Raw genomic sequence first — 25,871 nt, 5'->3', positions numbered from 1 at the left:
CGAGTGAAAGTTAGGTTTGTTTCCAGTTGACGTCAAGGGGTGCGGCAGGGGGAGGTTCTGCCGCCGCGCGCGTCGGCGGCGGGCCCCGCGGCGGGGCGGAATCCGGGTGCTCGGGGAGTTGTCGCAGGCCGGGGAGCGGTCAGCGGTAGCCGCGGAGTTTGCGGTAGAGGGTGGCCCGCGCGATGCCGAGCGCGGCGGCGGCGCGCGCCTTGTTGCCGCCGTGGGTGCGCAGCGCTTCGAGTATGGTCTCGCGCTCGGCGCGCTCGATGGTGCCGAGCTGCGGGGAGGCGGGCTGCTCCCGTACGGCGTCCGGCAGTTCGTCCCGCCGTACCGGGCCTGCCGCCCGCCGCCCCCGGGCCATCTCCCGTACGAGGTGGGCGAGTTGGGTGACATTGCCGGGCCAGGCGTGCCGTTCCAGCGTCTGCACGGCGTCCAGGGTCCAGGTCAGCGGGGGGTGCCCGGGGGTCGGCGCCGGGGCCAGGTGCGACAGCAGCGCCGTGATGTCTTCTGGGCGCTCCCGCAGCGGGGGGAGGGCGACGGAACGCGCGGCCATGGTGTCCAGCAGCCGCGCCAGGCACGGGCCGATCTCGGTGCCGGGTGCGCGGGTGATGACCAGCGGCAGCTCCGGGCGGGCCTCCAGCAGCGCGATCAGCGCGGCCACGTCCCGCTGGCCCAGCCGTTCGACGTGCCGCAGCAGCAGCGGCCGGGCGATCCGGTCGCCCGGCCGCTGTCCGCGATGGTCATGATGAACCGTCAAATAGGGCTTCAGTTCCGCCAGTTCGCCGTCCGGGGCGCTCGCGGCGTCCACGGTCAACGGTTCCTTCGCCCCGTCGGGACCGCGGAGCACGGCGCGGCCGAGCATCGTCTTGCCGGTGCCGCGCTCGCCGGTCAGCAGCAGCGGGCCCGGCGTGCGCGCCAGGCCCACCGCCCGGTCCACCGCATGCCGCCACGGCACCGAGTCCCCGGCCAGCGCGCCCGCGGGCCCGGCCGCCACCGGACGCCGCGCCGCCCGGCCCGGCGCAGCCGCCCGCGCCACCGCCACGACACCGACGACGGACGCCGCCCGCCGCACCGGCACCGTCCTGGCCACCAGCCCCTCGCCCAGCCGGATCTCCGGGCCGGAGTCCGGACACCCGGGGTCGCCCGCCGCCGCGTGCGCCTCCGGAGCGTCGCCGTTCAGCAGGGCCGCCGCATACCGCTCCAGTCCGCGCAGCGCCTCGGGGGACAGCAGCCGCGCGGCCTCCTCGCTCACCAGCCGGCTGCGTCCGTCGAGGGCGACCGCGGGCTGTCCGCCCGCGCCCGCCCGCAGGAACGCGTCCAGCATCAGCCGCTCCGGCGGATGCGGCGCCCGGCCCGCGAGCCCGGCCTCGATGGCAGCCGCCGTCGCCTCGGCGAGCGCCGCGTCCGGATGCGGGCCCTGGCACAGGCCGGACACCACCGTCACGGTTCCCGCCGCCCGTGCCGCTCCCGGCACCGACAGCGGCACGCTGACGGCCGACACGTCCTGCCACAGATCCAGGAAGTGCTCGGGCCCGTGCACCTCGGCCCGCCGCCCCCGCCGCAGGGCAAGCGCGGCGCTGTTGTGCCCGACCGCCTCCTCCGACAGGTCGCGCCGCAGGGTGCGTGCGGACCCGCAGCCGAGCCAGCACCGCACCCGGCACCGCTCGTCGGCGACGACCACGGAACGGTCACCGGCCTCCAGCGCGGGCGCCAGACGCTCCAGTACGGGGCGGGCGGCGGCGGGCAGCGGCGCGTCCGCACCCGTCGGCGCGGCGGACACCGCGGCCAGGTCGGGCCGTACGCCGAAGAAGGAGGCGCGGCGCCAGGCGGAGACGAGATCGCCGGGGACGCCGTCCGGCAGCGGCCGGCCCGCGAGGAAGTGCGCGCGGGCCTGCCGTATCCGGGACAGCTGCGGTGCTACGCGGAAGGAATCGGTACTGGTCACGACCTCACCACCGTAGTGGGACGGCCGGCCGGCGGGGCGAGGAGGGGCGGCCGTCGGCCGCCGGGCGGGCCGTCCGGTGTCTCCAGGTGTCTCGAAATGAGACACCCGCACATCCGGCGCGTGTTCCAAGATCATTAGTTGTCCGTGCCCTGCGACCGGAGATCCGGCAGGGCGGCACGCACCCGGGGCACGAGGTACGGGGGCCGGGTACGCGGTACCCGGCGGAGCGGGACACCCGGGCCACGGAATCCGGCCCCGGCCACCGGCCGCCCGGCAGTCCGCGCCGCAGCACGACGACGAAGCACGCACGCCGATGAAAGGTTGCACACACCATGGCCCTCGCATTGTTCCGGCGCAGCCGGGCCCACGGCTCACGCGGCGGAGCGGGCTTCCGGCTTCCCCTCCCGGTGGGGGCGGGCGGTGTCAGCCGTACGGTGGCCGACCCCATGGGGCAGCCGCTCGGCGGCGCCGACGTCACGGTCACATCGACCGCCACCCAGCGGGTCGTGCAGCGCGGCAGCACCGATCCGTTCGGGCTGTTCTGCGCGGCCCTGCCGCCGGGCAGCTACAGCCTGATGATCTCCGTGGACGGCCTCCAGCCGCACCACGAGACGCTGGAGGTCGTCGCGGGCCGGACCCGGCCGCCCGTCCACGTCCAACTCACCACCGCCCGGCCGCTGGAGCTGCCGCCGGCCGGAACCTGGCTGTTCGACCCGCCGCACACCGCCATCCGCTTCATCGCCCGGCACGTCGGCATGGCGCACGTGCACGGCCGCTTCACCCGCTTCGAGGGCGGCATCCGGGTCGGCGCCGACATCGAGCACTCGCACGTCGAGGTGCGGATCGACGCGTCCAGCCTGACCACGGGGAACAAGACCCGCGACGACCACCTGCGGTCGGCCGACTTCCTCGACGTCGACGCCTACCCCTACCTGCACTTCTCCAGCAACCGCTTCCTCTCACGCGGCGGCGCCAAGTGGTCGGTGCAGGGCTCGCTGACCATGCACGGCGTCAGCCGGTCGGTCGCGCTGGACACCACTTACCTGGGAGTGGTGAACGGCGGGTACGGCCAGGAGCTGCGCTGCGCCGCCCTGGCCAAGGCCGAACTGCACCGCGAGGACTACACGTTGAACTGGCGCAGCATGCTCGCCCGCGGCATCGCCGTCGTCGGCCCGACCGTGAAGCTGGAGCTGGACGTCCAGGCGATGTACCGCAGCCACGACACCCCGACGCCGCCCGAGTGACCCCGCCCGAGTGACCCCGCCGCGGGGGGGGGCGGGGGGGGGGGGGGGCGGGGGGCCCGGGCGCGCCGGCCCCCCGGCGGCGAGCCCCCCCCCCCCCCCCCCCGCCCCGCCCCCCCCCCCCCCCCCGCCCCCCCCCCCGGGGGGGGGGGGGGCCGCGCCCCCCCCCCCCCCCCCCCCCCCCCGGGCCGCCGGGCGTCATCCCGCCGCGGCCCGCAGCGCGTCCGCGACCTCACGGAAGAAACGGGTGTGCGCGTGCTTGCTGGACGGGGCCTCGGGGTTCCACGGCACCAGCCGGGCCGTGGACTCCAGGTCGCGCCAGTGGGCGTTGGTGCGCAGCGCGCCGACGGGCGCGGCGTTGGCGCGGACGTCCGTCAGCACGATGTCGGCCCCCAGAGAAGCGGCCTCGGCCCAGCCGACCGTGCACCAGTTCGCGCCTGGCCCTGCGGCCGGCTCCACCAGATCCACGCCGTGCTCGGCCAGCGTCCGCAGATCGGGCCAGGCGCCGGGCCGCGCCAGATGCGCCTGCTCGGGCCCGGCGGCGGACAGCGCCAGCACCCGGGGCCCGCCCCGGCCGCCCGCACTCTCCCGCACCGCGTCCTCCGCCGCGTCCAACTCCACGGCCGCCGACGCCGGTTCGCCCGCGCCGAGTGAGCCGGCGAGCGCGGCGAACCGCTCGCGTACCGCCGCGAGGCCGCGCCCCGGGCCGACACCGAGCGCCACCACCGGGACATGTGCCTCCAGTTCCTGCGCGGTCTTCGACTCCAGGCCGTACACCGCTTCGCCGTCGTAGGTGACGGCCACCACCAGATCCGGCGCCGTCTCCAGGACGGAGTCCGGGTGCAGGGCGCTCCCCGCGCCCAGGTACGGGATCTCCCCGAGCGGCAGTTCGCCGCTCTTCGTCCGGTCGGGAGCCGGGCCGTCGTGCTGGGAGCCGAAGAGCCCGACGGGGCGGATGCCGTGATCCCACAGCGTCGCCCCGGCCGGTATGTACGCGACGATCCTCGACGGGCGGGCCCCGGCCACCACCAGGCGCCCGCGGTCGTCGGAGAACTCCCACGGTGTGCTCCGTTCCATGACGTGCCGCCTTTCTGTACTGATCTGCTCTGATTGCTGCCATGCGCTGTCCCTTGCCGCGCGGTCCCGCCGGTCGGGCGGGGACGTCACCGAGGTGTGAGGGGTGCGTCCGGGCGGCGTCGGTTACCTGCCCAGCCCGTGGCTCCCGCACCCCTCTGTTGCCGCCTTGGTACGTACCGCCCAGTACGCCGGCGTGCACCGGTCCGGTGCGCGGTGTCGCGCTCCGCTCCGCACCCCGCGTGCGCCGCCCCGCGGTTGCACCGGCCGACTGATCGCCGACGCAACACGGGCACCTGACGAAACAGCAGTCACGGTCTTGCCGCCATGGGTGACATGCTTCTACGGTCTCCTTCTTCGCCGGAATCGCCCGGTGCGGACGGATTGTGACGTGGCGTCAGATAGGCGGGCGTGTCCGGGAGACGGCGCACGGCGGGCTCCGCCTTCCGGTGCCGCCCGGTGACGCCGGTGTGGAAGGAGCAGGGACTATGAGCCGTACGGTCATCCTGGGCGGACTTGTCATCACCGCCGCCGACGAGATCCATGCCGATGTCCTGGTGGAGGACGGCAGGGTCGCCGCGCTCGCCGCCCACGGCAGCCAGGCAGCCGCCGGCTGGAGCGGGGCGGCCGACCACGTCATCGACGCCGCGCAGAAGTACGTGATCCCCGGCGGCGTCGACGCCCATACGCACATGGAAATGCCCTTCGGCGGCACCCAGGCGTCGGACACCTTCGAAACGGGAACCCGGGCCGCGGCCTGGGGCGGCACGACGACCATCATCGACTTCGCCATCCAGTCCAAGGGCGGTTCCCTCATGGCGGGAATCGACACCTGGCACGCGAAGGCGGAAGGCAAGTGCGCGATCGATTACGCCTTCCACATGATCATGTCCGACGTGAATGCCTCTTCGCTCAGGGAAATGGACCGGCTCGTCGAATCCGGCGTCAGTTCGCTCAAACTCTTCACCGCGTACCCGGGGGTCTTTCTCTCCGACGACGGGCAGATCCTCCGGGCGATGCAGCGCGCCGCGTCGAACGGCGGCCTGGTGATGACGCACGCGGAAAACGGCCCCGCCATCGACGTGCTCGTGGAACAGGCACTGGCACGCGGTGAGCGGGATCCGCGGTATCACGGCGAAGTCCGGAAGGCGCTCCTCGAAGCGGAGGCCACGCATCGGGTGATCCGGCTCAGCCAGGTGGCGGGCGCCCCGCTCTACGTCGTGCACGTTTCCGCCCAGGAAGCCCTGGCCGAATTGACGCGCGCCCGGGACGACGGACTTCCGGTGTTCGGCGAGACCTGCCCCCAGTACCTTTTCCTGTCGACCGGCAATCTGGCGGAGCCGGATTTCGAGGGCGCGAAGTACGTGTGCTCCACCCCGCTGCGCCCGGCCGAGCATCAGGCGGCGCTCTGGCGTGGGCTGCGCACCAACGACCTCCAGGTGGTGTCCACGGACCACTGCCCCTTCTGTTTCAAGGGACAGAAGGAATTGGGCCGGGGCGACTTCTCGAAAATCCCGAACGGCATGCCGGGCGTCGAGAACCGCATGGACCTGCTCCATCAGGCCGTCGTCGACGGGCACATCACCCGCCGCCGCTGGATCGAGATCGCCTGCGCGGCACCGGCCCGGATGTTCGGCCTGTACCCGAAGAAGGGCACGATCGCCCCGGGATCCGACGCCGACATCGTCATCTACGACCCGCACACCGAACAGGTCATGTCCGCCGAGACGCATCACATGAACGTCGACTACTCGGCCTATGAGGGAAAGCGGGTGACCGGGCGGGTCGAGACGGTGCTCTCCCGCGGAATTCCGGTGATCGACCACCGCGATTACGTCGGCCACGCGGGACACGGGGCGTATGTGCCGCGGGGAATCTGCCAATACGTGGGGTGAGGGATCCGTGACACCGCCGGGCCGCCGCGTTCCGTGCGGTTTTCCGTCCTCGACGGGCGGGCGCGGGAGGGCGACACTGGAATATGAGGAGGTGCCTCATGCGCAAGGTGATCGACTGCCGTAATTTCCCCAGCGAATCGGGATGCACGCTCACCATTTCCGGTGAGGAGGAGGAAGTGGTCCGCGCCGCCACGGAACACGCGGTGTCCGTCCACGGACACACGGCGAGCAGGGATCTGCGTGAGCAGATCAGGGGCGCGCTCAAGAACGAGATGCCGCAGCACGCCTGAGCCCGCGGCCCGCGCCGGCCGTCGCAGCGGTGGACACCGCTCCGGCGGCCGGCGCCGCGTCTCAGGTCAGCGACGTCGCCCTGAAGTCATCCGGGACCAGCTGCAGCAGCTCCTCGCGGCTGGGCGCGGCGTGCCGGCTCAGGCGGCCTGCCTGGCGCGTCACGAGCGACTCGAAGACCTTACGGGCGTAGCGGGCGTTGCCGAAGGAACGGTCGCGCGGGACCGAGGCGAAGTGCTCGTGCAGCAGCGTCTCCAGCTCCGGAGCGCAGGTGTAACCCCCCGCCTTGGCCTGCCGGTTGATGATCACCACCAGCTCGTCGGCGTCGTAGTTCCCGAACTCGACCCGCTGCGAGAAGCGGGAGGTGAGCCCCGGGTTGGAGGCGAGGAAGGACCCCATCTCCTCCTCGTAGCCCGCGGCGATGACGACGACGTCGTCGCGGTGGTCCTCCATCAGCTTGACCAGCGTGTCCACCGCCTCCTGCCCGAAGTCGGAGCCGCCGCGCTCGGACGGCGTCAGGGTGTACGCCTCGTCGATGAACAGCACCCCGCCGCGCGCCTTGTCGAACGCCTCCGTGGTCATCTGCGCCGTGTGCCCCACGTACCGGCCGACCAGGTCCGCGCGGGCCACCTCCACCACCTGGCCGCCGGCCAGCACGCCCAGCGCCTTGAGCAGCTTCGCGTAGAGCCGGGCGACGGTCGTCTTGCCCGTACCGGGAGGGCCGACGAACACCAGGTGCCGGCTCAGGGAGGGGGACGGCAGGCCGGCGGCCTCCCGCTGCCGCGCGTTGGCCAGCAGGTGCACCAGGTCGGAGACCGAGCGCTTGGCCTCGGCGAGACCGACCATCTGCTCCAACTCGCCCAGCAGCACCTCCAGTTGGCCCTCGTCGCCGCCCGCCGCGTGCGCCCCGACGCCGGGCCCCGCCACCTCGCCCAGGTCCTGCGCCAGCAGGCGGACCATGTCGGCGGGGGAGGCGTCGGGCTCGTTCGCCAGACGGAACGCCTGCCGGTCCACCATCTCCTCGAACACGCCGCGGGCGGCCCGCGCGTTGCCGAAGGTCTCGTCCCGCGTCATCTGCCGGAAGAGCGCCGACAGACCGTCCTTGGCGGCCGGGTCGAGGGCGTACTGGTGCCGGGCGCAGATGGTCTCGACGATGGTCACCAGCTCCTCCACCGTGTAGTTGGGGAACTCCACGGTCCGGTTGAACCGCGAGGCCATGCCCGGGTTCGACGACAGGAAGCTGCGCATCTGCGAGGAGTAGCCGGCGGCGATGACGACGACGTCGTCGCGGTGGTCCTCCATCAGCTTGACCAGGGTGTCCACCGCCTCCTGCCCGAAGTCGGGGCCGCCGGAGCCGGACTGGGCGGTGAGGGTGTACGCCTCGTCGATGAACAGCACCCCGCCCAGCGCCTTGGTGAACGCCTCCGTCGTTTTGATCGCCGTACCGCCGACGACCTGCGCCACCAGGTCCTGGCGCGCCACCTCCACCAAATGCCCGTACCGCAGGACCTCCAGCTCGGCCAGGATCGTGCCGTACAGGCGGGCCACGGTGGTCTTGCCGGTGCCCGGCGGTCCCGCGAACACCAGGTGCCGGCTCATCGGCGGCACCGTCATGCCCATCTCCTCGCGGCGCCTGGCCATGCGGTTGAGGCTGACCAGCGTGGTCACCTCGTGCTTGACGGACGCCAGGCCGACCAGCTCCGCCAGCTCGTCCAGCGGGGAGGGCGGCGCCTGCTTGCCGCCCGCGCCCTTCGTGCCCTGCGCGTCCTGACCGGTCGCCGCGGGCCGCTGCTCGCCCGTGTTCCCCGTGCCCCCCGTCGCCTCGTCCCAGGCGGCGCTGCCGGCGCCGGGCACGTCGGCCCCGGCGTTGTCCTCGTCCCCGCGCCCGGCGCGCGGTGCCTCGTCCCGGGTGTCGTCCTGGTCCGTGCCGTGCGCCGCCGCGAGCCCGGCGTCGCCGTGGATGTCCGGCACGCCGTTGCCGCGCGACATGACCTGCTCCAGCACGGCGTTCTCGCTCACCACCGTGCGGTGCACGCCGGCCCGGCCGTTCTCCCACGTCGACACGTCCCGCAGCGCGAACTGCTCGCCCGTGTGCGTCAGGACGCCGTCCCCGCGGTTGCCGAAGACCTCGCAGCCGGTGAACGTGCCCGAGCCGCCGGCCGCCACGAGGATGCCGTTGCGGTCGCCGTCGTGGAAGCGCGAGCGGGCCACCACGACGTGCGCGCCGGAGCCGACCGAAAGGCCGTCGCCGCCGGTCCCGGCGACATCGCAGTCCCGCAGCCGCACCGACGCCTTCCCGGTGACGGCGATCCCGGCCGCCCCGCTCTGCCGTACGACGATGAGGTTCAGGCGGGCGCGGGCCTCGCCGGACACCTGCACGCCGCCCCGCCGGGTACCGGTGATCTCCACATCGTCGAACCGCCCCTCGCTGGTGTCGCACACCTCAAGCCCGTGTGCGCCGCCGCCCGTCAGCACCGCGCGGCGCAGCGTCGGCCGGGCGTCCTCGGCCACCCGCAGACCGACGCCCAGGGGCTCGGTCACCGTCAGCCGGTCCAGCTCGGGTGTGCAGTCCTGGGTCAGCTCCACGCCGGTTCCGCGCACATCGGCGACCCGCAGGTCCATGAAGACCGGCCGGGCCGCGCCGCCCACCCACAGGCCGGTGTCCTCGCTGGCGCCGACCTCGCAGTCCTCGAACCTGCCGCGCGCCGAGTCGGTGACCTTCAGGCCACGCCCTGCGGTGCGCGCCACCCGCAGCCGCCGCACGAGCGGGTCGGCGTGCTCGGTGACCGTCACGCCCTCCTTGCCGGTCTCCTCGACGTGGCAGTCCTCGATCAGCACCTGGTTGCGGCTGGCTATGTGCAGGCCGACGGCCTTCGTGCGGTGGATGCGGCAGCGCAGCAGTCGGGTCGAGCTGTCGTCCTCCAGGGCGACGGCCGGCTGTGCGGTGCCGGAGAAGTCGCAGTCCTCGATGGTGCCCTGGCCGTGGCCGCTGACGAACAGGCCGTTGCCGCGGGCGTCGCGCACGGTGCACCGGCGCACCAGCGGATCGCCGTGCTCCCCGATGACGATGCCGGATGCGCCCAGGTCGGCCAGCCGGCAGTCCTCGACGACGCTCTCGGCCTCGCTCGTGATGACGATGCCGGCGCCCTTCGGGTTGGTCACGTCGCAGTCGCGCATGGCGAGCGTGCCCGCGTCCCTGGCCAGGACGGTGGACCAGGCCGTGCCGCTGATCTCGCAGCCGTCCAGCTCCAGTTGGCCGTCGGCCACGTCCACGGCCGGGCGCTCCTCGTCGCTGCCGTGCACGACGAGACCGGTCAGCTTCACGGCCTCGGCGGCCACGGTGACCGCCGACCCCGTCCGCGGAGTGATCCGCACCGTGCCGCGGCCCTGTGCGGCGATGACGGTCACCACACCGGTGAAGACCAGTGCCTCGGCGTACCGGCCCGGAGCGACGGTGATCAGCGCGCCGTTCGGCGCCGCCTGCACCGCCTCCGCGATGGTGGTGAAATCCCCGGACCCGTCTGGCCCCACGGCCAGCACCTGACGGCTCATCGCCGCTAACTCCCTCCAGGGCCCGGCGCCGTGGCGGCGCCGGACCCGAACGTGCTCACTCTGCGCGGCATTCGGCCTTCACCTGGGAGGCGGCGACGTGTGCCTGCGTCGGCCCGTCATCGTCCCAGTCCTGCCCGGCGTTGGTCAGACGGAGGGTGAACCGGCCGCCCTCCACGTGGACCGTGGTGCCGGGAACCCAGCTTCCCTTGTTGTGCGGCTGGTCGATGTGGAAGCCGGCGAGGTCGCCGCCGTACGCCTTGGTGCCCTTGTGCACCGAGTATCGCGCGGCGGAGCCCCCCACCTCCAGCGGGCTCTTGCCCTGGGGTATGTAGACCGAGATGCGGCAACTGGCCGATTTCATCCCGGAATTGAACTGCCAGTACGCGGTCACGTCCGAGTCCGGCTTGTCCGCGTCACCGGACATCGGCAGCGCCCGCACCCCGCCCTGGCAGCCCCCGGCCGACGAACCCCCGGTCCGCGTCAGCCAGCCGTCCTTGCCGTCGCCGTACGCGCCGATCTCGTGGTACGAGCTGCTGCCGCTCGCGCCGCAGGTCGGACCCGCGTACGCGGTGAACGTGTGGGCCGCCGTGGTCTGCGAGCGGGTCTCGGCGTGGGTGCCCTTGTCGTCCGGCGCGTCCGCCTTCTTCCCGTGGTCGTCCCCGCCGGTGGCCGCGTGGGCGCCCGCGTTGCCGTCGGTGTGCGGGCCGCTCCCGCCCCCGCCGCCACTGGTTCCGCCGGTGCCGCCGGTGCCGCCGCTTTTGTCCCCGGCGCCGTTCCCCGAGGCGTGGTCGCCCGCCTGGGGTGCCCTGCCGCTGTCGTTCTGGGCGGCGCCGGGGACCGGCACGAAGCCCCTGCCGCCGTCGCCGCCGTCGTCAGGCATCGGCAGGGCCGCGTTGCCGGTGGCGCCCGCGTGCGAGGAGGCGAAGGCGTTGCTCAGCGCGGAGATGGCGAACGGGGCGGCCAGCAGGACCACACCGGCCAGTGCCGCGCCCGCCACCACGCCGGGGGAGACCCGGCTGCCGTCGGCCTTGGCGTCCGCCGCCGCACCGGCCGCCGCACCCGCCGCGGCGTCGGTACGGCGGAACAGCCCGAGGCCGCGCCGCCCGCCCGCGGCTGCCGCGCCGCCCTGCTTGCCCGCCCCCCTCCCGGCCTGCTGCGGGGGCGCCTCGGATGCCGCCGCCGCGGAAGCGTCGGACGCGGCAGGCGCGGCCGACGCCTGGGCGGCCTCGTCCCCGGCGTCCCGCACGGCTGCCGGAGCCTCCAACTCCGCTGCTGCTTCGGCTGCTTCCGTTGTTCCCGTCTCTTCCGCCGCGCCGGGCAGGGGTGCATCGGGGCGCAGCACGGTCGTACCGGAGCCGGAGCCGGAGCCCGCCGGTCCGCCCTCCGCGCCGTCCGAGGGCGCGTCGGGGCCCGTGCCCGCAGGTGCCTCCGTCTCCGGCCGCCGCTCCGGGCGCAGGGTCAGGCCGTCGGCCGACCCCTTCACGGTGTCCGCGGACGCGGACGACGTGCGCGCGCCCGAGGCAGCGGTGTGCCGGTCCTGTTCCTGCCGCGGCGCGGCGGCTTCGGACGCGTCGGTCACGGGCGCGGACGCCTCGCCGGTGGCACCGGCGCCACCGGCTTCTTTCGCGCCTCGGGAGTTCGCCGTCTCGTCGGTCATGGTGAGTTCCGCTTCACTCGTCGGGTGTTGGGGGGTAGGTCGCCGTCGAGCGGGGCACGGGGGAGTCCCCCGGCCGACGGCGGCGAGGACGCCGCTCAGGAGTACTTCTGGAGCACCTGGTCCAGATCCACGTTGAGTGCGTCGGCCCACTTCTTGAGGCCGTCCGACCCCTGGCCGGCGTCCTGTTGGCTGGTCTGCTGGTCGGTGACGTCGTGGGGGACGTCGTCGGTGGTGTCCTCCGGTTCCACAGGGGGTGAGGGGTTCGGGGGCTGCGGGCGCGGCCCGTGCCGGCCGATCGCGTCCGTCGGCACGTCGAGGTGGAGGAGCAGCGCCGCGCCCGCCCCGCCGCCCTCCCAGTGGATCAACTCGGCCATCGCATCGGCCTGTTCGGGAGAGAGTCGCGGTCTGAGGTAGCGGTCGGCGAACTCCTGCCGGGACAGGCGCTCGCCGCGCACCAGGACGCCGCCGTCGTCGGTGGCGGTCAGGTGCCAGGTCTGCCGGCCGTCCGTCACCTGTGTCTCCTGGGCCGTCAGCAGGGCGTCGAGCATGGTGTCGAGTTGGGCCCGGTCCGCCTCCTCGGGGCGGTGCGGCGGGAAGTACCAGCCGGAGTCGACGCGGACCGCGCCCTCCCGCACGCCGCCGGTGCCGCGCAGCACCGCCTCCGGGGAGAAGCGCAGTTGCAGGGCGTCCGTGAGGGTGAAGGTCTCCTCGAAGACGTCCTTGCCGGAAATCTTCGGCAGCCCGAGGGTGTCGAAGGTGTCGTAGGTGGACAGCTTCACGACCAGGTCGACGGAGGTCGGCTCGTGCCGCAGCCAGTGCACGGTGCGGTCGACGGAGTTCTTCTGCAGCGCGAGCTGGCCGCCGGAGTCGTGCTCCAGGGACCGGGTCAGCCCCGAGGAGAACGACAGGCCCTGGGTGACAGGCCCGCCGAAGTTGCCGGTGGCGCCGCCGCTCACCTTCGTGCCGCGGCTGTCGACGTACGCGTCGATGTCGTTCTGGAAGTCGTAGTCGGCCCGCTCGCCGGTTCCCTTGTGCCAGCCGTCCGCGTAGCCCTGGTACCTGGGGACGAAAGAGACGCTGAGCTGTCCGTGCGTGAACGTGGCCACGCCGCCCTCGGCCGACAGGCGCACCCGGAACGTCGAGGTCTGCGTCGTCGGGGTGCCGAGGCCCGCCCTGGCCACGTGACGGGCCATCTCGCGGGCGCCCATCAGGTACTTGAGCTGCGTGTGACCGCCGTGCGCGGGGTCGGCGAAGAGCCCGGGGCCGCCCTGGTGCCGGGCGAGCCGTGCCATCAGTTCGGTGAACAGCGCGGGCGCGGCCGTCTCGTCCATGTCCACCAGCACGTCGTGGCGCTGGAAATCCCGCGTGCCGATGGGGGACAGCGGCGCGCGCTCCTCGATCAGCGGGTCCGGCAGCTCGGACCGCGGTACGAGGACGTCCTCCCGCACCGGCAGGGTGATCTCGTGCGGGGCGTCCTTGCCGGGCGAGAGCCAGTCGGTGGCCTTGGCGATGCCCGCCGTGACGACGTGCGCCTTGCCCAGCAGCAGGGCGTTGACCAACTGCGAGGCGTGTGAGGAGGTTTCCACGGACAGCGTGAGCGTCCCGTCGGCTCGGTACAGGCACAGGTCCTCTTCGGATGTCGTGTACGCGTCGTGCCTGCGGATCATGACGCTGCTGTTGTTGGAGCTGCTCGTGGACTTGCTGAACGTGAGGGCGGCCGACCCGGAGCCGCCCTGCGACTTCGTTCCCGACCCGCCGAGCGAGATGCCCTTGGCGCTGGTGCTGCCGTGGGTGAACTGTTCCTCGACCCGGGTGTTCGACTGGAGGTAGCGGGAGAGGACGCCGGGCGCCGTCTTCCCCGCGAAGCGGGCGTCCGCCGGGTCGCGGTCCATCCGGATGGAGACGTCGACGTAGGTGTGGTGGCCGACGCCGTCGGTGCGCACCCGGACGGTCAGCCCGGTGTCCAGCAGCAGGCTGGACAGCGTCCGCAGCGATCCGCCGTCCAGGATGCTGTCCCCCATGGACGACAGCGCGCTGCCCGGCTCGTTGAGGGAGTGGACGGGGCCGAGCGTTCCCGGGGCGGCCTTGGCCAGCAGGGTGACGAGATTGCTGATCACCTGGTGGGTGAGGGTCGGCGGCAGCGCGGTGTGCTGCTCGTCCTGGGACAGCTCGGTGCCGGAGAGGTCCTGCGTGCGCTCCTCCTGCCCGCCCCGGTCCCGGTCGGTGACGGGGGCGAGTCCCGTCGTCATCGACATGACCGGCAGGCGCCGCAACGTCTGCGGCACGCCTGCCTCTTCGGCCGTCCGCACCGTCATCTCGGGGCGCTGGAACGTCGCACCGCCCGGCAGGTGCAGCGTGCTGCTGAGCCCCTTCGTCTGCCAGGTGCCCAGCATGTTGTGCTGCGTGACGGCGACGTTCAGCTGCCAGACGACGTCCATGGCGTAGTGCTTGTTCGGCAGGGTCATCTCGAAGAACTGGCCGGGGTGGGTGTCGTCCACCTCGATGCCGGCCCGACCGGTGGAGCGGCTGCGCGATGCCGTGAAGCCCAGCGAACCGTCGCCCGTGGTGTCGCCGTTCTTCCCCTCGTACGCCAAGCTCGTGCCCGCGCTCTGACCGTTGGCGGTGGTCACCTGCGTCTTCTGGGTGTAGCGGAGCATGTACTCGTTCAGGCCGAAGGTGGACAGCTCCTGCGTCCCGTCGGCGAGCTGCTTCCGGTTGCCGGTGACGGCCTGCGCCACCAGGTACACGTGGGTGTCGGCGAACTCGTGGCCCACGACGAAGCGGCCGGGCAGCGCGTTCGACTCGCTGTGGAGCGCCCCCTTGAGCTGGTCCGTCGTCACCAGGTGCTGGAGGTACGAGGCGACGTACGGGGGCACGTTCAGCTCGGCCATGAGCTGGGCGGCGGACTCGCGCAGGGCGCGTGCGTGGTACGCGTGGTCGATGCGGTCGCTCGGCTGGAGGCGCTCCTGCACGAAGTGCGCGGGCAGTTCGACCGGGGCGAAGGTCAGCGTCCTGCCGTTCCACGTCGGCGCCGGCGCCCGCTGCGGGACCGGCGGCGGTGTGCCCGCGTCGTCCTGGCCCCGCCCGTCCTGCGCGGGCGGCAGCGCGGACAGCGACTTCGGCACCAGGTACTGCACGCCGCCGTGCCGGGTGTCGAGGAGGGGCGCGCCCTTCGACGAGCCGGATCCGGTGACTTTTTCGGCGTACACGGAGATGTCGTAGGTCGCCGGGTAGGAGTCGTGCCACATCGGCCCGGACGCGTTGGTGCCGTTGTGCGCGAACGCGTACGTCGTGATGCTGTTCATCAGCGAGACGTCCCGCCCGCGGGAGAGTGACAGGTCGGCAGGGGTGAACGTCAGCCCGCCACCGGACTCGGACAGGCCGAAGCCCACCGAGAAGGACTGTCCGTTGCCCATGGACGAGGCCATGGCCAGCCAGTTCCAGTGGGTCGGCCAGTTCTGGACGGTGGCGCTGCCGACCGGCAGGCGCCAGGCGGTGTGGTCGCCGTCCCCGTCGGGGTGGCGCGTCCCCTTCACCTCGAAGTGCAGGAGCAACTGTGTGCCGTCGTCGCCGCGCGGGCCCGGGAAGGTGAGGTGGATGCCGTCGTCGAACAGCTCCGTGGTGTTGCGGGACAGCTCGTTCACATGGAAGTTGACCTCCAGGAAGCGGTTGAGCTGTTCCAGGTGCTGCGTCCGGTGCTGGTGGGACCTGTGGGTGAAGCCGACGTTCTTCTCGGCCGTGACCGCGCTGTGCCGGAAGTGGTCCACGAGGTGCGTGAGGCCGGAGACCCCGAATCCCTCGTACAGACCGAACGCCGGCGGGCTCGGCGGCGGCGTCGTCAGCTCCCGGGGCGGCTGCGCGCCGTCGTGCCCCATGGCGTGCGCCAGACGGTATTCGAAGAAGCTCGCCAGGTGCTCGGGGACGTGCACGACCACCCGCACCGGGACGGACTTCGACGGCATCGCCGGCGCACCGACCGGGGTCAGGCCGGCTTCCATGGTGACCCTCACCTCGTACGGGACGCTCTTCCCGTTGAAGCGGACGGTGCTCAGCGTGCCGCCGGTGTTGCCCTCCGTCAGCGACATGGAGTCGTTGCTGCTGAGCCCGAAGGAGAAGGGGAAGGCGAGCGCCAGGCCCTCGTCCGACAGGTCGGGGCCGACGGTGAGGTCCAGCTCGAACGCCTTGCCGCCGCCCTTCGACGTGCTGTGGAACACCGACTTCCACATCCGGACGTTGTTCGCCAGACCCACATCGGTCGGATCGCCGCCCCGCTTGACGGACAGCACGTCGACCCGGACCTCCGATGCGTAGTGGTGCCCCTGGCTGTAGACGGCGGGCAGCTTGGTCGAGCTGAGCATGCGGGAGAAGTTGGCGATCGTGGCCATCTCGCCGAACCAGCTGTCCAGGAAGCCGCGCGCCCGCGTGCCGGGCCCCATCCCCGGGTACGGGCCGGTCAACTGCGGTACCAGGGCGTCCTGTCCGCTGCTCTCCCGGGGGAGGAAGAAGAGGTCCTGGAGCGCGCGGTTCAGCTTGCGCCGCTCGGCCGCGTTCCTGGGAGTGACCTCCCATGCGTGGTCGGTGTGGTTGGCCTCGTGCCCGGTCAGCTCGCGCGGGAAGGACACCTCCACCGGTACGGTCTGCTCGCTCCTGCCCGGCCGCCCGGCCTTCGGGACGCCGTGCAACTCCAGCTTCAGGGTGGCGTCCTGGAACGCGAAGTGCTCGTGGTCGCCGCCGAGCACCACTTCCGGGCGGTCGTAGGAGTTGGTGAGGAAGCTCTGCCCCTGGGACGCGCTCGACGAGCCCGTGATCTTCAGTGCCAGCTTCACCGCAGCGGACAGTGCGGGCGGGGCGACCGTGGTGCTGCTGGTCAGGGAGCGCGCCTCGCCGGTCGTATGGGTGCCGCCCGCCTGGCGGTTGAGGATCGCCTCGCGGTGCCCCTTGATCTTCGCGCCGTACGGCAGCAGTTGGCCGGCCCCCGTGCCGTTGCCCCGGGCCCGGCGGGGCAGGAGGGAGACGTGCTCCCGGGACAGCGCGCCGAGCCGCAGCGTCGCGTGGTACTTCGCCTGCCGGTCGTCGCCCAGGTCGAGCTTCAGCCCTTCCTTCGACAGGAGCTTGCGGGCCAGCAGCGGGCCGTCCGTACCGGAGATCTGCCGCCACACGTCGTCGGCCAGCTTGTTGGCCAACGCCTCCTGGCTGCCGTCCTTCAGCGTCGTACCGGACCGCACGACCGCGGACTTGACCAGATCCTTGAGCGCGTCGGGACGCCGGCCGGGGGAGCCGAAGGGAATCTCCCCGACCCGCAGCACCCGGCCGAACTGCCCCAACGGGTAGTGCCCTTCGTGCCCGAAACCGGAGGGGACTTGCGGGGTGTGGGTCGTGAGGGAGGAGTCCTGGCCGGGGGCGGAGCGGGGGCCGGGGTCAGGGTCCGGATCGGGGGCGGGCCCGGAGTGGGGGCTCTCCTGTTGCTGGTCCTGCTGGTCCTGCTGGTCCTGCTGGTCCCGGTCGTCCTGGTCGTCCTGGTCCCGGTCGTCCCGGCCCTGGTCTTGGTCCTGCCTCTGCTCCTGCTCCTGTCGCTGCTCCCGCGCCTCGTGCCCGGTGTGATCGTCGTGGCCTTCGACGTGGAACCGGCGCGGCGAGCCGTCGGTGTCCGCGCCCTCCCACCGGGACAGTTCGCTCAGATGCGCGTACTGCTCCGGCGTCAGGTGCGGGCGTACGTACTGGTCGATGAAGTCCTGCCGGCTGAGAAGCTGATCGCGTACCCGGACGTTGCCTTCGCCCGCGCCGGTGACGTGCCAGGTGCTGCCGTTCTCCGTGGCCGTCGTCTCCTGGGCGGTGTGGAGGGCTTCGAGCATGGTGGCGTTGTGCTGCTCGTTCGCGCGGTGCGGTGCGAGGTACCAGCCCGAGTCGACCCGGATCGCCGCCTCGGTGATGCCGCCGACCTCGCGCAGCACCGCCTCGGGCGAGTACCGCAGTTGGAGCATGTCGTCGAGGACGAAGCTGTCCCGGTAGACGTCGTCGTGGGTGAAGGATCCCAGGTCGAAGCGGTCGAGGTTGCTGTCGGCCGACAGGTGCACGTCCACTTTGACCGCGGTGGGGCTGTGCCGCAGCCAGTGCACGGTGCGGTCGACGGACATGGTGGGGCGCGAGGTGAAGCCGCCGCTGTCGTGGGACTCGGTGCGGCCCTGGCGGAACTTCCCCGACAGGCCCTGGGTCATCTTCCCCGTGGCGGCGGTGAAGTTGGAGGTGACGCCGCCGCCGATGCCGGCGTCCTTCCCGGTCGCGTACGACTGGGTGTGGTACTGGTACCGGTAGTCGGAACGTTCCGCGGTGCCCTTGATCCAGCCGTCCGACGAGCCGAGCCCGAGCTGTGTGAAGGTGAGGCGCAGCTTCCCGTAGGTGAGCGTCGTGACACCGCCTTCGGTCGTCAGGCGCGGGGCGAGGGTGCTGTCCTCGTCGGTGGCGCCGCCGAGACCGGAGCGGTGCAGGTGCCAGGCGAGTTCGCGGGAGTTGAGGAGCTGGCGGAGCTGTTCGCGGCCCGCCTGCCCCTTCTCCGCGAACTTCTGCGGCGCGCCGCCGTGCTCGCTCAGCTTCTTCATCAGGTCGTCGAAGAGCTTCCGCGACGCGGCCTCGTTCATGTCCACCAGCACGCCGTGGTGGCGGAATTCGTCCTTGCCGATGGACGTCGGGGTCTGCGGCTGTGGCTGCGGCTGCGGCTGCGGCGGCTGCCGGACGTCGAGCCCGTCATCGGGCACGTCATTGGTGTCGGTGTCGGTGTCGGTGTCGGTCTCGTCGACGTCGGTGTTGTCGTGCTGCTCGGCCTCCTTGAGGAGTGCCGGGGGCAGTTCGGAGCGGGCGACCACGACTTCTTCCCGTACGGGGAGGGAGAGGGTGTGCGACCCGTCGTCGTGTGCCGTCACGTACCGCCACAGTGAATCGGCGCCGCTCTTGAGTGAGGCGGCCTGGCCGAGGAGGAGGGCGTTGACCAACTGGGAGGCGTGGTGGGCGCTTTCGACGGCGAGGTCGATCGTGCCGTCGACCTCGTAGACGTACAGCTCTTCCTCGGCGGTCGAGTAGGCGTCGTGGCGACGGATCATGATGGCGTCGCTGTTCGAGAGGCTGGTGCTCGTGGACTTGCCGAAGGGGAGGGAGGGCGAAGCGCCGTTGCTGCCGAGACCGCCGGAGCCGCTGCCGCCCGCCGTGCCGGAGTTCTTGACGGAGTGGACGGTCGCTTCCTCGCTGCGCGTATGGGACTGCGTATAGCGGGAGATCATGCCCTTCGACGTCTTGCCGGTGAAGCGCGCGCCGTTGTCGTCCCGGGTCAGCTGGGCGATGACGTTGGTGTAGGTGTGGTGGCCGAAGCCGTCCGTCCGCATGCGGACGTGCACGCCCGTACCGCGCAGCACGCTGCTGAGGCTTTGCAGGGTGCGGGAGTCGAAGAGGGTGTCACCCATGCTCGTCAGCGTGGTGCCGGGCGAATCCAGGTGGTGCGCGGGGCCGAGGGCGCTGGGTGAGTTCTTCTGGAGGAGCTGCCCCAGGTTGTGCAGGATGGTGCCGGTCAGGGGCCGGGGGAGTGCGTCGTCCTGCCGGGGGCGCGGTTCCCGGCCCTCGTGCTCACTCCCGTCCTCCCGGCCTTCCCGGGCCTCCCGTTCCTCCCGGCTTTCGTGGTCGTCGCCGTCGGTGGTGCGGGGAGCGAGATCCACGGTCATCGCCGTCAGCGGGAGGTGGGGCAGCTGCTCGGGGACCTTGGCCTGATCAGCCGTCAGGTGGGTGAACTCGGGGCGCAGATACGAGACGCCGCCCTCGACGTGCACGTCCTTGACCAGGGTCTGCGGCTCTCCCCACGAGCCGAGCATGTTGGTGTCGCGCTGGATGACGCTCAGCCGCCAGATGACGTCCGCCTCGTGCTGGCGGTGCGGCAGCGTCTGGTCGACGAACTGGCCGGGGTGGATGTCGGTCACCGTGACGGTGGCCTTGCCGTGCGAGACGGCCTTGCTCCCGGACGCGTCGCCCGAGCCGCCACCGGATCTGTCACCGTCCTCACCCGTGCCGCTCAGCGAGATGCCGAGCCCGTGGGAGTTGGTGCGTACGGTCTTGTCGGTGCTGGTGAAGCGGCTCATGCCTTCGTCCAGCGTGAAGTTCGACAGTTCCTGGGTGTTGCCGAAGGTCTTGTCGTTGACCGTGATGGCCTGGACGACGAACTGCACGTTGTTGTCGGTGAACCGCTTCTCGCGCACCAGACGTCCGGACGACGCCTGCGCGTCGCGGTTGAGTATGCCCTTGAGCTGGTCGGGCGTGAGCAGTTTTTCCACGTAAGGGACCGCATCCTGCCGGGGGATGCCCATCTTCCGGAACATCTCCGCCGCCTCGCGCTGGAGCTCGCGCGCACCGTGGACGTGGTCGATCCGGTCCTGGGGCCGGATGCGGTTCTCCGTCGCGTCCTGCGGCGGCTTGAGCGGCGGGTACTTCTTGTTCCTGCCGAACGCTTCGGGCGCCACGTCCACGGAGGTGACCTGGTGCTCGTCCTCCGTGGCGGAGGCGTTGTTGTCCTCGACGGTGAGCGACTTCGGCACCAGGTAGTCGGCGCGGCCGTCGACGTGCTTCTTCAGCACCTGCTTCTCGTCCAGCACCGTGGTGCCCGACACGTGCTCCGCGTCCACGCTCAGCTCGAAGACCACCGGGTAGGAGTCGTGCCACATCTCCCCGGACGTGTTGGCGCCCATGTGGGAGAAGCCGTAGGTGGTGATGCCGTCGGACTGGGTGTGCTCGCGGCCCCGGGAGAAGAACGCGTCGACCGGGGTGAGGGTGAGGCCGTCGGTGATGTCGCCGGACAGCGTCGTGCCGATCGTGAACGACTGGCTGCTGGTCCGGCTCTGCGAGTCGGACAGCCAGGCCCAGTTCGTCGGCCACTTCTGCACGGTGGCGTCCTTGACCGGCAGCCGCCAGGCGTGCGCGTGCGCCTCCTCGCCGGGCCTGGCGGGGCGTGCCGTGACGCCGAAGTGCAGCAGGAGCCGGCCCTTCTTGCCCTTCGGGCCGCGGAAGGTGCGCTGGACGCCGCCGTTGAGTACATCGGGCGCCAGGTGGGAGACCTGGTCCGGGTGGAACTGGGTGTTCAGGAACTCCTTGAGCGCCTGTCGGGACTCGCGTTCCGTCTTGACGCCGCTGTGCTCGAACTTCAGGAGCGTCTCGGCGCGCCGGCCGGCGTGGAGGAAGGTCTGCGGCAGGTCGGCGAGCCCCTTGAGGCCGAAGACGCCGAAGAGCCCGCGGGACGGGGGCGTGGGCGGCGGGGTGTGCTGCTGCCCGTCGGTGGAGTGCTCGCTTCCGGCGTCGTGCTCCTGGGTGACCCGGCCGCCGCCCTCCTGCGCCACGGTCGCCAACTGCTGCTCGAAGTGGTCGGCGAGGTGCTCGGGGACGCGGATGACGACGACGGCCTCGCGGGTGTGGGAGAAGTCCCCGCGGCCCACCGGGTTCAGGCCGGCCTGCACGTTCAAGGTCAGCTCGTAGGGGACGCTGGGGCCGTTGAAGCGGGTGGTGTTGACCATGCCGCCGGTGTAACCCTCGGTCAGCGAAGCCGAGTTGCCGGTACCGAGGCTGAATCCTGCCGAGAACGACAGCGGCAGCATGTCGGGGCCGAGGACGACCGTGCCGTCGACCGACTTGCCGCCGCCCTTGGAGGTGGTGTGGAACACCGAGTTCCAGTCGCGGGTGTTGCCGGCCACCCCCACCTTGGTGGCATCGCCGATGCGCCGTACGGACGTGACGCCGCTGCGCACTTCCGAGGTGTAGTGGGTGCCCTTGTGGGCGAAGGACGGCAGCGACGTGCCGCTGAGCATGCGGTGGACGTTCCACAGCGTCGACTGCTCGCTGAGCCAGTTGTCCAGCAGGCGCCGCGGCCCCGATTCCGGCCCCATCGAGGCGTACGGCTTCGTCAGCTCGGCGGCCAGCGGCGCCTGGCCGTAGCTGTCCTGGGCGATGAAGAAGGTGCTCTGCACGGCCTCCGCGAGCTTGCGCCGCGCCTCCTGGGTGCCGCCGCTCTCCACGCCCCAGGGGCGGTCGGTGTGGTTCGCCTCCGGGTCGGTCAGCTCGGTCGGGAACGACACCTCCAGGGTGCCTTCCGTGGTGCCCGTCCAGGTGGGGCCGCCCGCGGTGCGGCGGATGTCGACGGAGAGCGAAGCGCCGTCGAAGCCGAAGTGCTCGCGGGTGCCCGCGAAGTTCAGCTCCGGGCGCACATAGGTGTTGGTGAGGTTGCTGTGCCCCTTCGACGCGCTGGCGGAACCGGTCAGGGTGACCTTGGGTTTCACCGCCACGGCGTCCGCGGGCGAGGCGTGCGTGGTCGTGACCGACACGCTGCGGCTGTTGCTCACCGTCGTGCTGTCGCCGGCGTTGTAGTTGACCGACGCCTCACGCTGGCCCTTGTCGCGCTCGCCGTGCAGCAGCTGCTGGGTCGCCTTCGTGTGCGTGGCCGAGCCCGCCGCCGGGGTGGCCGAAGCGGCGTGCTGCGGCGGCGCGTTGAGGTGCTCCGCCGTGTTGCGGTCCACGTCGGACAGCCGCAGGGTGACCGTGTACGGGTTGCTGAACCGGCCCACCGGCGCGGTCAGCGTCACCCCGCCCTCGTCGAAGAGCTGCCGGGCCAGCTCCTGCCCGTCGTCGCCGGACAGCTCCCGCCACAGCCGGTCGGACAGCTGGTTCGCCAGCCGCTCGCGGTTCTTGGCCGACAGACGCCCCGGCCGGCTGTCGATGGCCGACTTGACCAGCGAGTGGAGCCCGGCCGGACGCTCGCCGCCCCCGCCGAAGGCGATGTCCCCGAAGCGCAGCACGTGCCCGAACTGCCCCAGCGGATAACGCCCGTCACGACCGAAGCCGTACGGGACCTCGAAGGACTTCGGGGCGGATTCCTGCTGCCCGCCCTCGGGGGTGCCGTCGCCGTCCTCGTCGGTGGGGTGGGTGTGCTGGGGGATCTGGTCGTCGTCCGCCGTGTTGTCGTCCGCCGCGTCGTCGTGCTCGGTGTGCTGCGCTTCCTGGTGGCCGTCCTGCTGTGCCTGCGCCTCTGGCTGTGGCTGTGGCTGTGGCTGTGTTTGAGTCTGCGCCTGCTGCTGCGACGGGCCTGGCTGCTCGTGCGGGGCGTCATCCGACGACGTATCGGACACGGTCCTGGTCATGGCCTGGTAGTGCGAGCCGCCGCGCGCGGAGTACTCGAAGAACACATACAGCGGGCCGTTCGCGGCGTCGGGGGCCGTCGAGTAGGGCGGCCGGCCGTTCTCGACGACCGTGAGGTCGACATCGAGCGCGTTGGACACGAGCTGCGGGAGGCTGTCGGCGAACGGTGAGTTCCACAGGCCGGTGTCCGATACGGCCTGAACGATGAGCCCTCCGGTGCCCAGCCGCTGCGCCGCGCGCGGCGTCGGCGCGAGGTCAAGCAGGTGCGGGTAATTGCCGGTCGCAAGCAGCTCCCGCCACTTCTCCCGCGCGGCACGGCTCTCGCCATCGCCGTCGTCCAGAAGCGCGCGAGCATCCTCCCGCCGCTGCCCCTGCCGGGCCCGGCCCTCGTCCAACTGCTGCCGCTGCTCGGGCGTGAGCGTCCCGGGGGGCCTCTGCGGGTCGGGAAACAGGTCGTGCAGCACGACATCGACGGGATCGCTGTGGAAGTACCCGGCCTGGTCCGTCCCGTCGCTGTCCGTCGTGTCCCTCACATGCGTGGCCACGCGGTCGCGCAGATCCTGGACGGAGAGGTGCCGGATGTCGGGCAGCACGTTCTGCCGGTGCGCGCTCACCAGGACGGACGTGAACAGGCAGTCGCCGTTCCCCGGTACCTGCAGCACGTGGTACGCGTCGCCCGCCACCATGTGCTCGGTGACGACGTGGCGTTCCTCGGTGGCTACGGGGTGCGGCAAAAGCGGGTCCGGCGTGTGCGGGACGTTCTGGGAGTGCTGCTCCGTGGCAACGGGTGAATTCAGATCACTCCACTTGTTGCCGGACGGCGGCGTCCTCTCCTGCAGCGACTGCGACTGCGACTGCGGCTGCGGCTGCGGCTGCGACTGCGGATCCTGCGCTTGCTCATCGGAGGTCTTCTCGGACGTCGCCGATGTGGTTGACGTGGTCGACGCCGTCGAGGTCTGCTGTGGGGCCCGGCTGTCCTCGTGGTCCGTGGGCCGGTTGTTGTCGGTTTCCGAGGACGAGGACGTGACGACCTTTTTCGGCTCACCGGTTTCGTTCGTGGCCGGTTCCGTGCCGGTCGTGGCGTCCGTTTTTGAACTGTCCTGCTTCTGGGACGTGTTCGGGGTGTTGGCAGTGTTCGCCGCGTTCCCCGGGTTCGTATGGGCCGGCGTGGTGGCCGTCTGCTGCCCGGTCAGGGACGTGGCGTGAGCGGTGGCCGTGTTCTGGAGATCCGTGCTCTCCTCGCTCTGCGGCGCGTGGTCGTCCTGCGATGAACGGTCTTCCTGCGGCGTCCAGTTGGCGCGATCCTCGCCGCTGCCACCGCCCTCGCTGCCCTCGCCGGCCTCGCTCCTCCCGCTCTCACTGCTGTGCGTGGACGCGGTGTCCTCGTCCTCGACGTAGTGCCCGCGGCCCGGCTCGTTCCCGCCGTTCCCGTTCCCGTTGCCGCCACTGCTGTTGTTGCCGCTGCCGCTGCCGTTGTGCTGCGAGGAGTTGGACTGTGTGGGCGTGGTGTGGCCGTTCGTCCCCGATCCGCCGGAGCCCGAGTTCGTGCTGGAGGTGTGCTGCTGTTCGTTGCCGGTGCCCGAGGAGTCCTGCGTGCTGTTCTGCTGTCCGTCGCCCGCGGTGTCCTGGGCGGGGTAGGTGTTCTGGTCGGTGGTCGTGACCAGGTTGCGGGTGTCGGAGATGGCCTCTTCGGATGCGGTGGGAACCGGTGCCGGTATCGCCGTGCCGTGGACGGCGCCGGTCAGTTTGGACGCCGCGGCGATGCCGCCGATGGTCGCGCCGTGCGTGGCCCCCTCGGCGAAGGCGGCCGATGCGCCGGTCATCGGGGAGACCTTGAAGCTGTGCTCGTCGGAGAAGAGCAGGTTGTAGAAGCCCTCGGACAGGTAGCCCTGGCCGGCCACCGCGGCGCTCATCCCGGCGAAGTGACTGCTCTTGGTGATGACGTTGTCGTGGTGCTGCTGGATGCTCTTGAGCGTGGTCTCGGGCAGCTTCGCCAGCGAGTGGTGCACCGCGGGGTCGATGTGCCCGCCCCCGTTGTTCTTGAGGGTGTCGCGCAGCGTCTGCCGGCTCTCGGTGCCCCAGTTCTTGGCGAACGCGTTCCCGTAGGCGTTGCCGAGACTCCGGGCGCTCTGCTCGCCCAGCGTGTCCTTGAACGCGTGGGCGAAGGCGTCCCCGAAGTCGTCGCTGAGCTTCTTCGTCGCCGCCGCGCCGAGATGCTTGCCCTGACCTGAGCCGCCGAGGGGCCGGAGCAGGTCGTCGGCGTTCTTCGTGATGACGTCCTGGATGCCGTGCGTCAGCGACTTGACGGTGGCGTCCTTGGCCGTGTCGATGGTGTGGGACAGGTCCTTGGTCACCTGCTGGGCGACGTCCTTGGCCACCGTGCCGCCGAACAGGTCCGCCAGCTTGTTGCCGACCTTCCCGCCGAACATCGACAGCGGCCCCTCCAGAAGCCCGTCGAGCAGTCCGCCGAACGCCGCGTCCTTGGTCAGGCTCTTGTCCCAGACGTGGCGGGTGCCCTTGCCCATCTGGATGCGCTGCGCCAGGCCGTCCAGGGCGACGCCGATGGTCTCGTTGATGACGACGTGCATGACCAGCTGCTGGAACAGGGTGCGCATCAGCTGTTGCAGACTGAAGCCGGCCTTCGCCTTGATCTCCGGGATCCGCTCGTACTGGAACGTGACGATCGCGATCAGGATCTCGATCAGCATCTCGGTGATCTGGAGAATCGCCATGATCTTCATGTACTCGACGTTGACCGCGGTGGTCTTCGCCATCTTCTCCAGGCCGCCGGTGATCTCCTGACCGGCCTTGACGTAGTTCTGCCCGCCCGAGGTGAACTGTGCGACGGACTCCGCGTACGCGTTGGCGGTGTCCATCTCGAAGCTGTCGCGCACGGACTGGGTGACCCGCACCACGTCGTGCGGCAGCTGTTCCAGGAGCCGACGGGTGTGCCCGTAGATCTCGCCCATCGCGTTCAGGGCGTCCTCGTCCGCGTTGGGGAGCGGGGAGCCCGTCAGGACGAGGGCGATGCCACGGAACGCGTCGGACACATGGATGGTCATGGG

Annotated in this window: 8 protein-coding genes; 3 read left to right on the top strand and 5 right to left on the bottom strand. The window is 71.6% G+C overall.

Translation table 11 applies throughout. The annotated features are described in order from the left end of the window. Nucleotides 1-139: 139 nt before the first annotated feature. Complete coding sequence (locus ACGFNI_RS09080) at nt 140-1,945, bottom strand: helix-turn-helix domain-containing protein (RefSeq protein WP_393681993.1); 1,806 nt, start codon at nt 1,943-1,945, stop codon at nt 140-142. Nucleotides 1,946-2,277: 332 nt separating this feature from the next. On the opposite strand from ACGFNI_RS09080, the gene ACGFNI_RS09075 reads away from it, so the two are divergent. Further along, nucleotides 2,278-3,189 (top strand): YceI family protein, encoded by a 912-nt coding sequence (locus tag ACGFNI_RS09075; RefSeq protein WP_393681992.1) that lies wholly within the window; start codon nt 2,278-2,280, stop codon nt 3,187-3,189. 195 nt (nt 3,190-3,384) lie between these two features. Here the strand turns inward: ACGFNI_RS09075 and ACGFNI_RS09070 are convergent, their stop codons facing one another. Further along, nucleotides 3,385-4,263, bottom strand: coding sequence for an ABC transporter substrate-binding protein (locus tag ACGFNI_RS09070; RefSeq protein ID WP_393681991.1), 879 nt, complete (start codon nt 4,261-4,263; stop codon nt 3,385-3,387). A 485-nt stretch (nt 4,264-4,748) separates the two neighbouring features. On the opposite strand from ACGFNI_RS09070, the gene hydA reads away from it, so the two are divergent. Together hydA and ACGFNI_RS09060 are read left to right on the top strand one after the other, a co-directional pair. Further along, the gene (gene hydA / locus ACGFNI_RS09065; protein WP_393681989.1) at nt 4,749-6,155 is read left to right on the top strand and encodes a dihydropyrimidinase; all 1,407 of its coding nucleotides are present in this window, start codon (nt 4,749-4,751) and stop codon (nt 6,153-6,155) included. 98 nt (nt 6,156-6,253) lie between these two features. After that, nucleotides 6,254-6,445 carry a DUF1059 domain-containing protein gene (locus ACGFNI_RS09060; protein ID WP_393681988.1) on the top strand — a complete coding sequence of 64 codons (192 nt, stop codon included), beginning with the start codon at nt 6,254-6,256 and terminating at the stop codon, nt 6,443-6,445. Between the two features lie 61 nt (nt 6,446-6,506). On the opposite strand, the gene ACGFNI_RS09055 is transcribed toward ACGFNI_RS09060, so the two are convergent. From ACGFNI_RS09055 to ACGFNI_RS09045, 3 genes are all read right to left on the bottom strand, one after another. Further along, nucleotides 6,507-9,995: a right-handed parallel beta-helix repeat-containing protein gene (locus ACGFNI_RS09055; RefSeq protein ID WP_393681987.1), complete on the bottom strand. Its 3,489-nt coding sequence runs from the start codon at nt 9,993-9,995 to the stop codon at nt 6,507-6,509. Nucleotides 9,996-10,050: 55 nt separating this feature from the next. Continuing rightward, nucleotides 10,051-11,652: a hypothetical protein gene (locus ACGFNI_RS09050; protein ID WP_393681985.1), complete on the bottom strand. Its 1,602-nt coding sequence runs from the start codon at nt 11,650-11,652 to the stop codon at nt 10,051-10,053. A 95-nt stretch (nt 11,653-11,747) separates the two neighbouring features. After that, nucleotides 11,748-25,868: a hypothetical protein gene (locus ACGFNI_RS09045; RefSeq protein WP_393681983.1), complete on the bottom strand. Its 14,121-nt coding sequence runs from the start codon at nt 25,866-25,868 to the stop codon at nt 11,748-11,750. Nucleotides 25,869-25,871 lie beyond the last annotated feature (3 nt).

Origin of the sequence: Streptomyces sp. NPDC048644 (assembly GCF_043199105.1) — a bacterium.
Lineage (GTDB): Bacteria > Actinomycetota > Actinomycetes > Streptomycetales > Streptomycetaceae > Streptomyces.
This window is presented reverse-complemented; position numbering and strand designations above follow the sequence as displayed.

What these genes read in the sequence shown, in the direction of transcription:
- ACGFNI_RS09075 (WP_393681992.1), top strand. Translation starts at nt 2,278, where the DNA reads ATGGCCCTCGCATTGTTCCGGCGCAGCCGGGCCCACGGCTCACGCGGC.
- ACGFNI_RS09070 (WP_393681991.1), bottom strand. Translation starts at nt 4,263, where the DNA reads ATGGAACGGAGCACACCGTGGGAGTTCTCCGACGACCGCGGGCGCCTG.
- hydA (WP_393681989.1), top strand. Translation starts at nt 4,749, where the DNA reads ATGAGCCGTACGGTCATCCTGGGCGGACTTGTCATCACCGCCGCCGAC.
- ACGFNI_RS09060 (WP_393681988.1), top strand. Translation starts at nt 6,254, where the DNA reads ATGCGCAAGGTGATCGACTGCCGTAATTTCCCCAGCGAATCGGGATGC.
- ACGFNI_RS09055 (WP_393681987.1), bottom strand. Translation starts at nt 9,995, where the DNA reads ATGAGCCGTCAGGTGCTGGCCGTGGGGCCAGACGGGTCCGGGGATTTC.
- ACGFNI_RS09050 (WP_393681985.1), bottom strand. Translation starts at nt 11,652, where the DNA reads ATGACCGACGAGACGGCGAACTCCCGAGGCGCGAAAGAAGCCGGTGGC.
- ACGFNI_RS09045 (WP_393681983.1), bottom strand. Translation starts at nt 25,868, where the DNA reads ATGACCATCCATGTGTCCGACGCGTTCCGTGGCATCGCCCTCGTCCTG.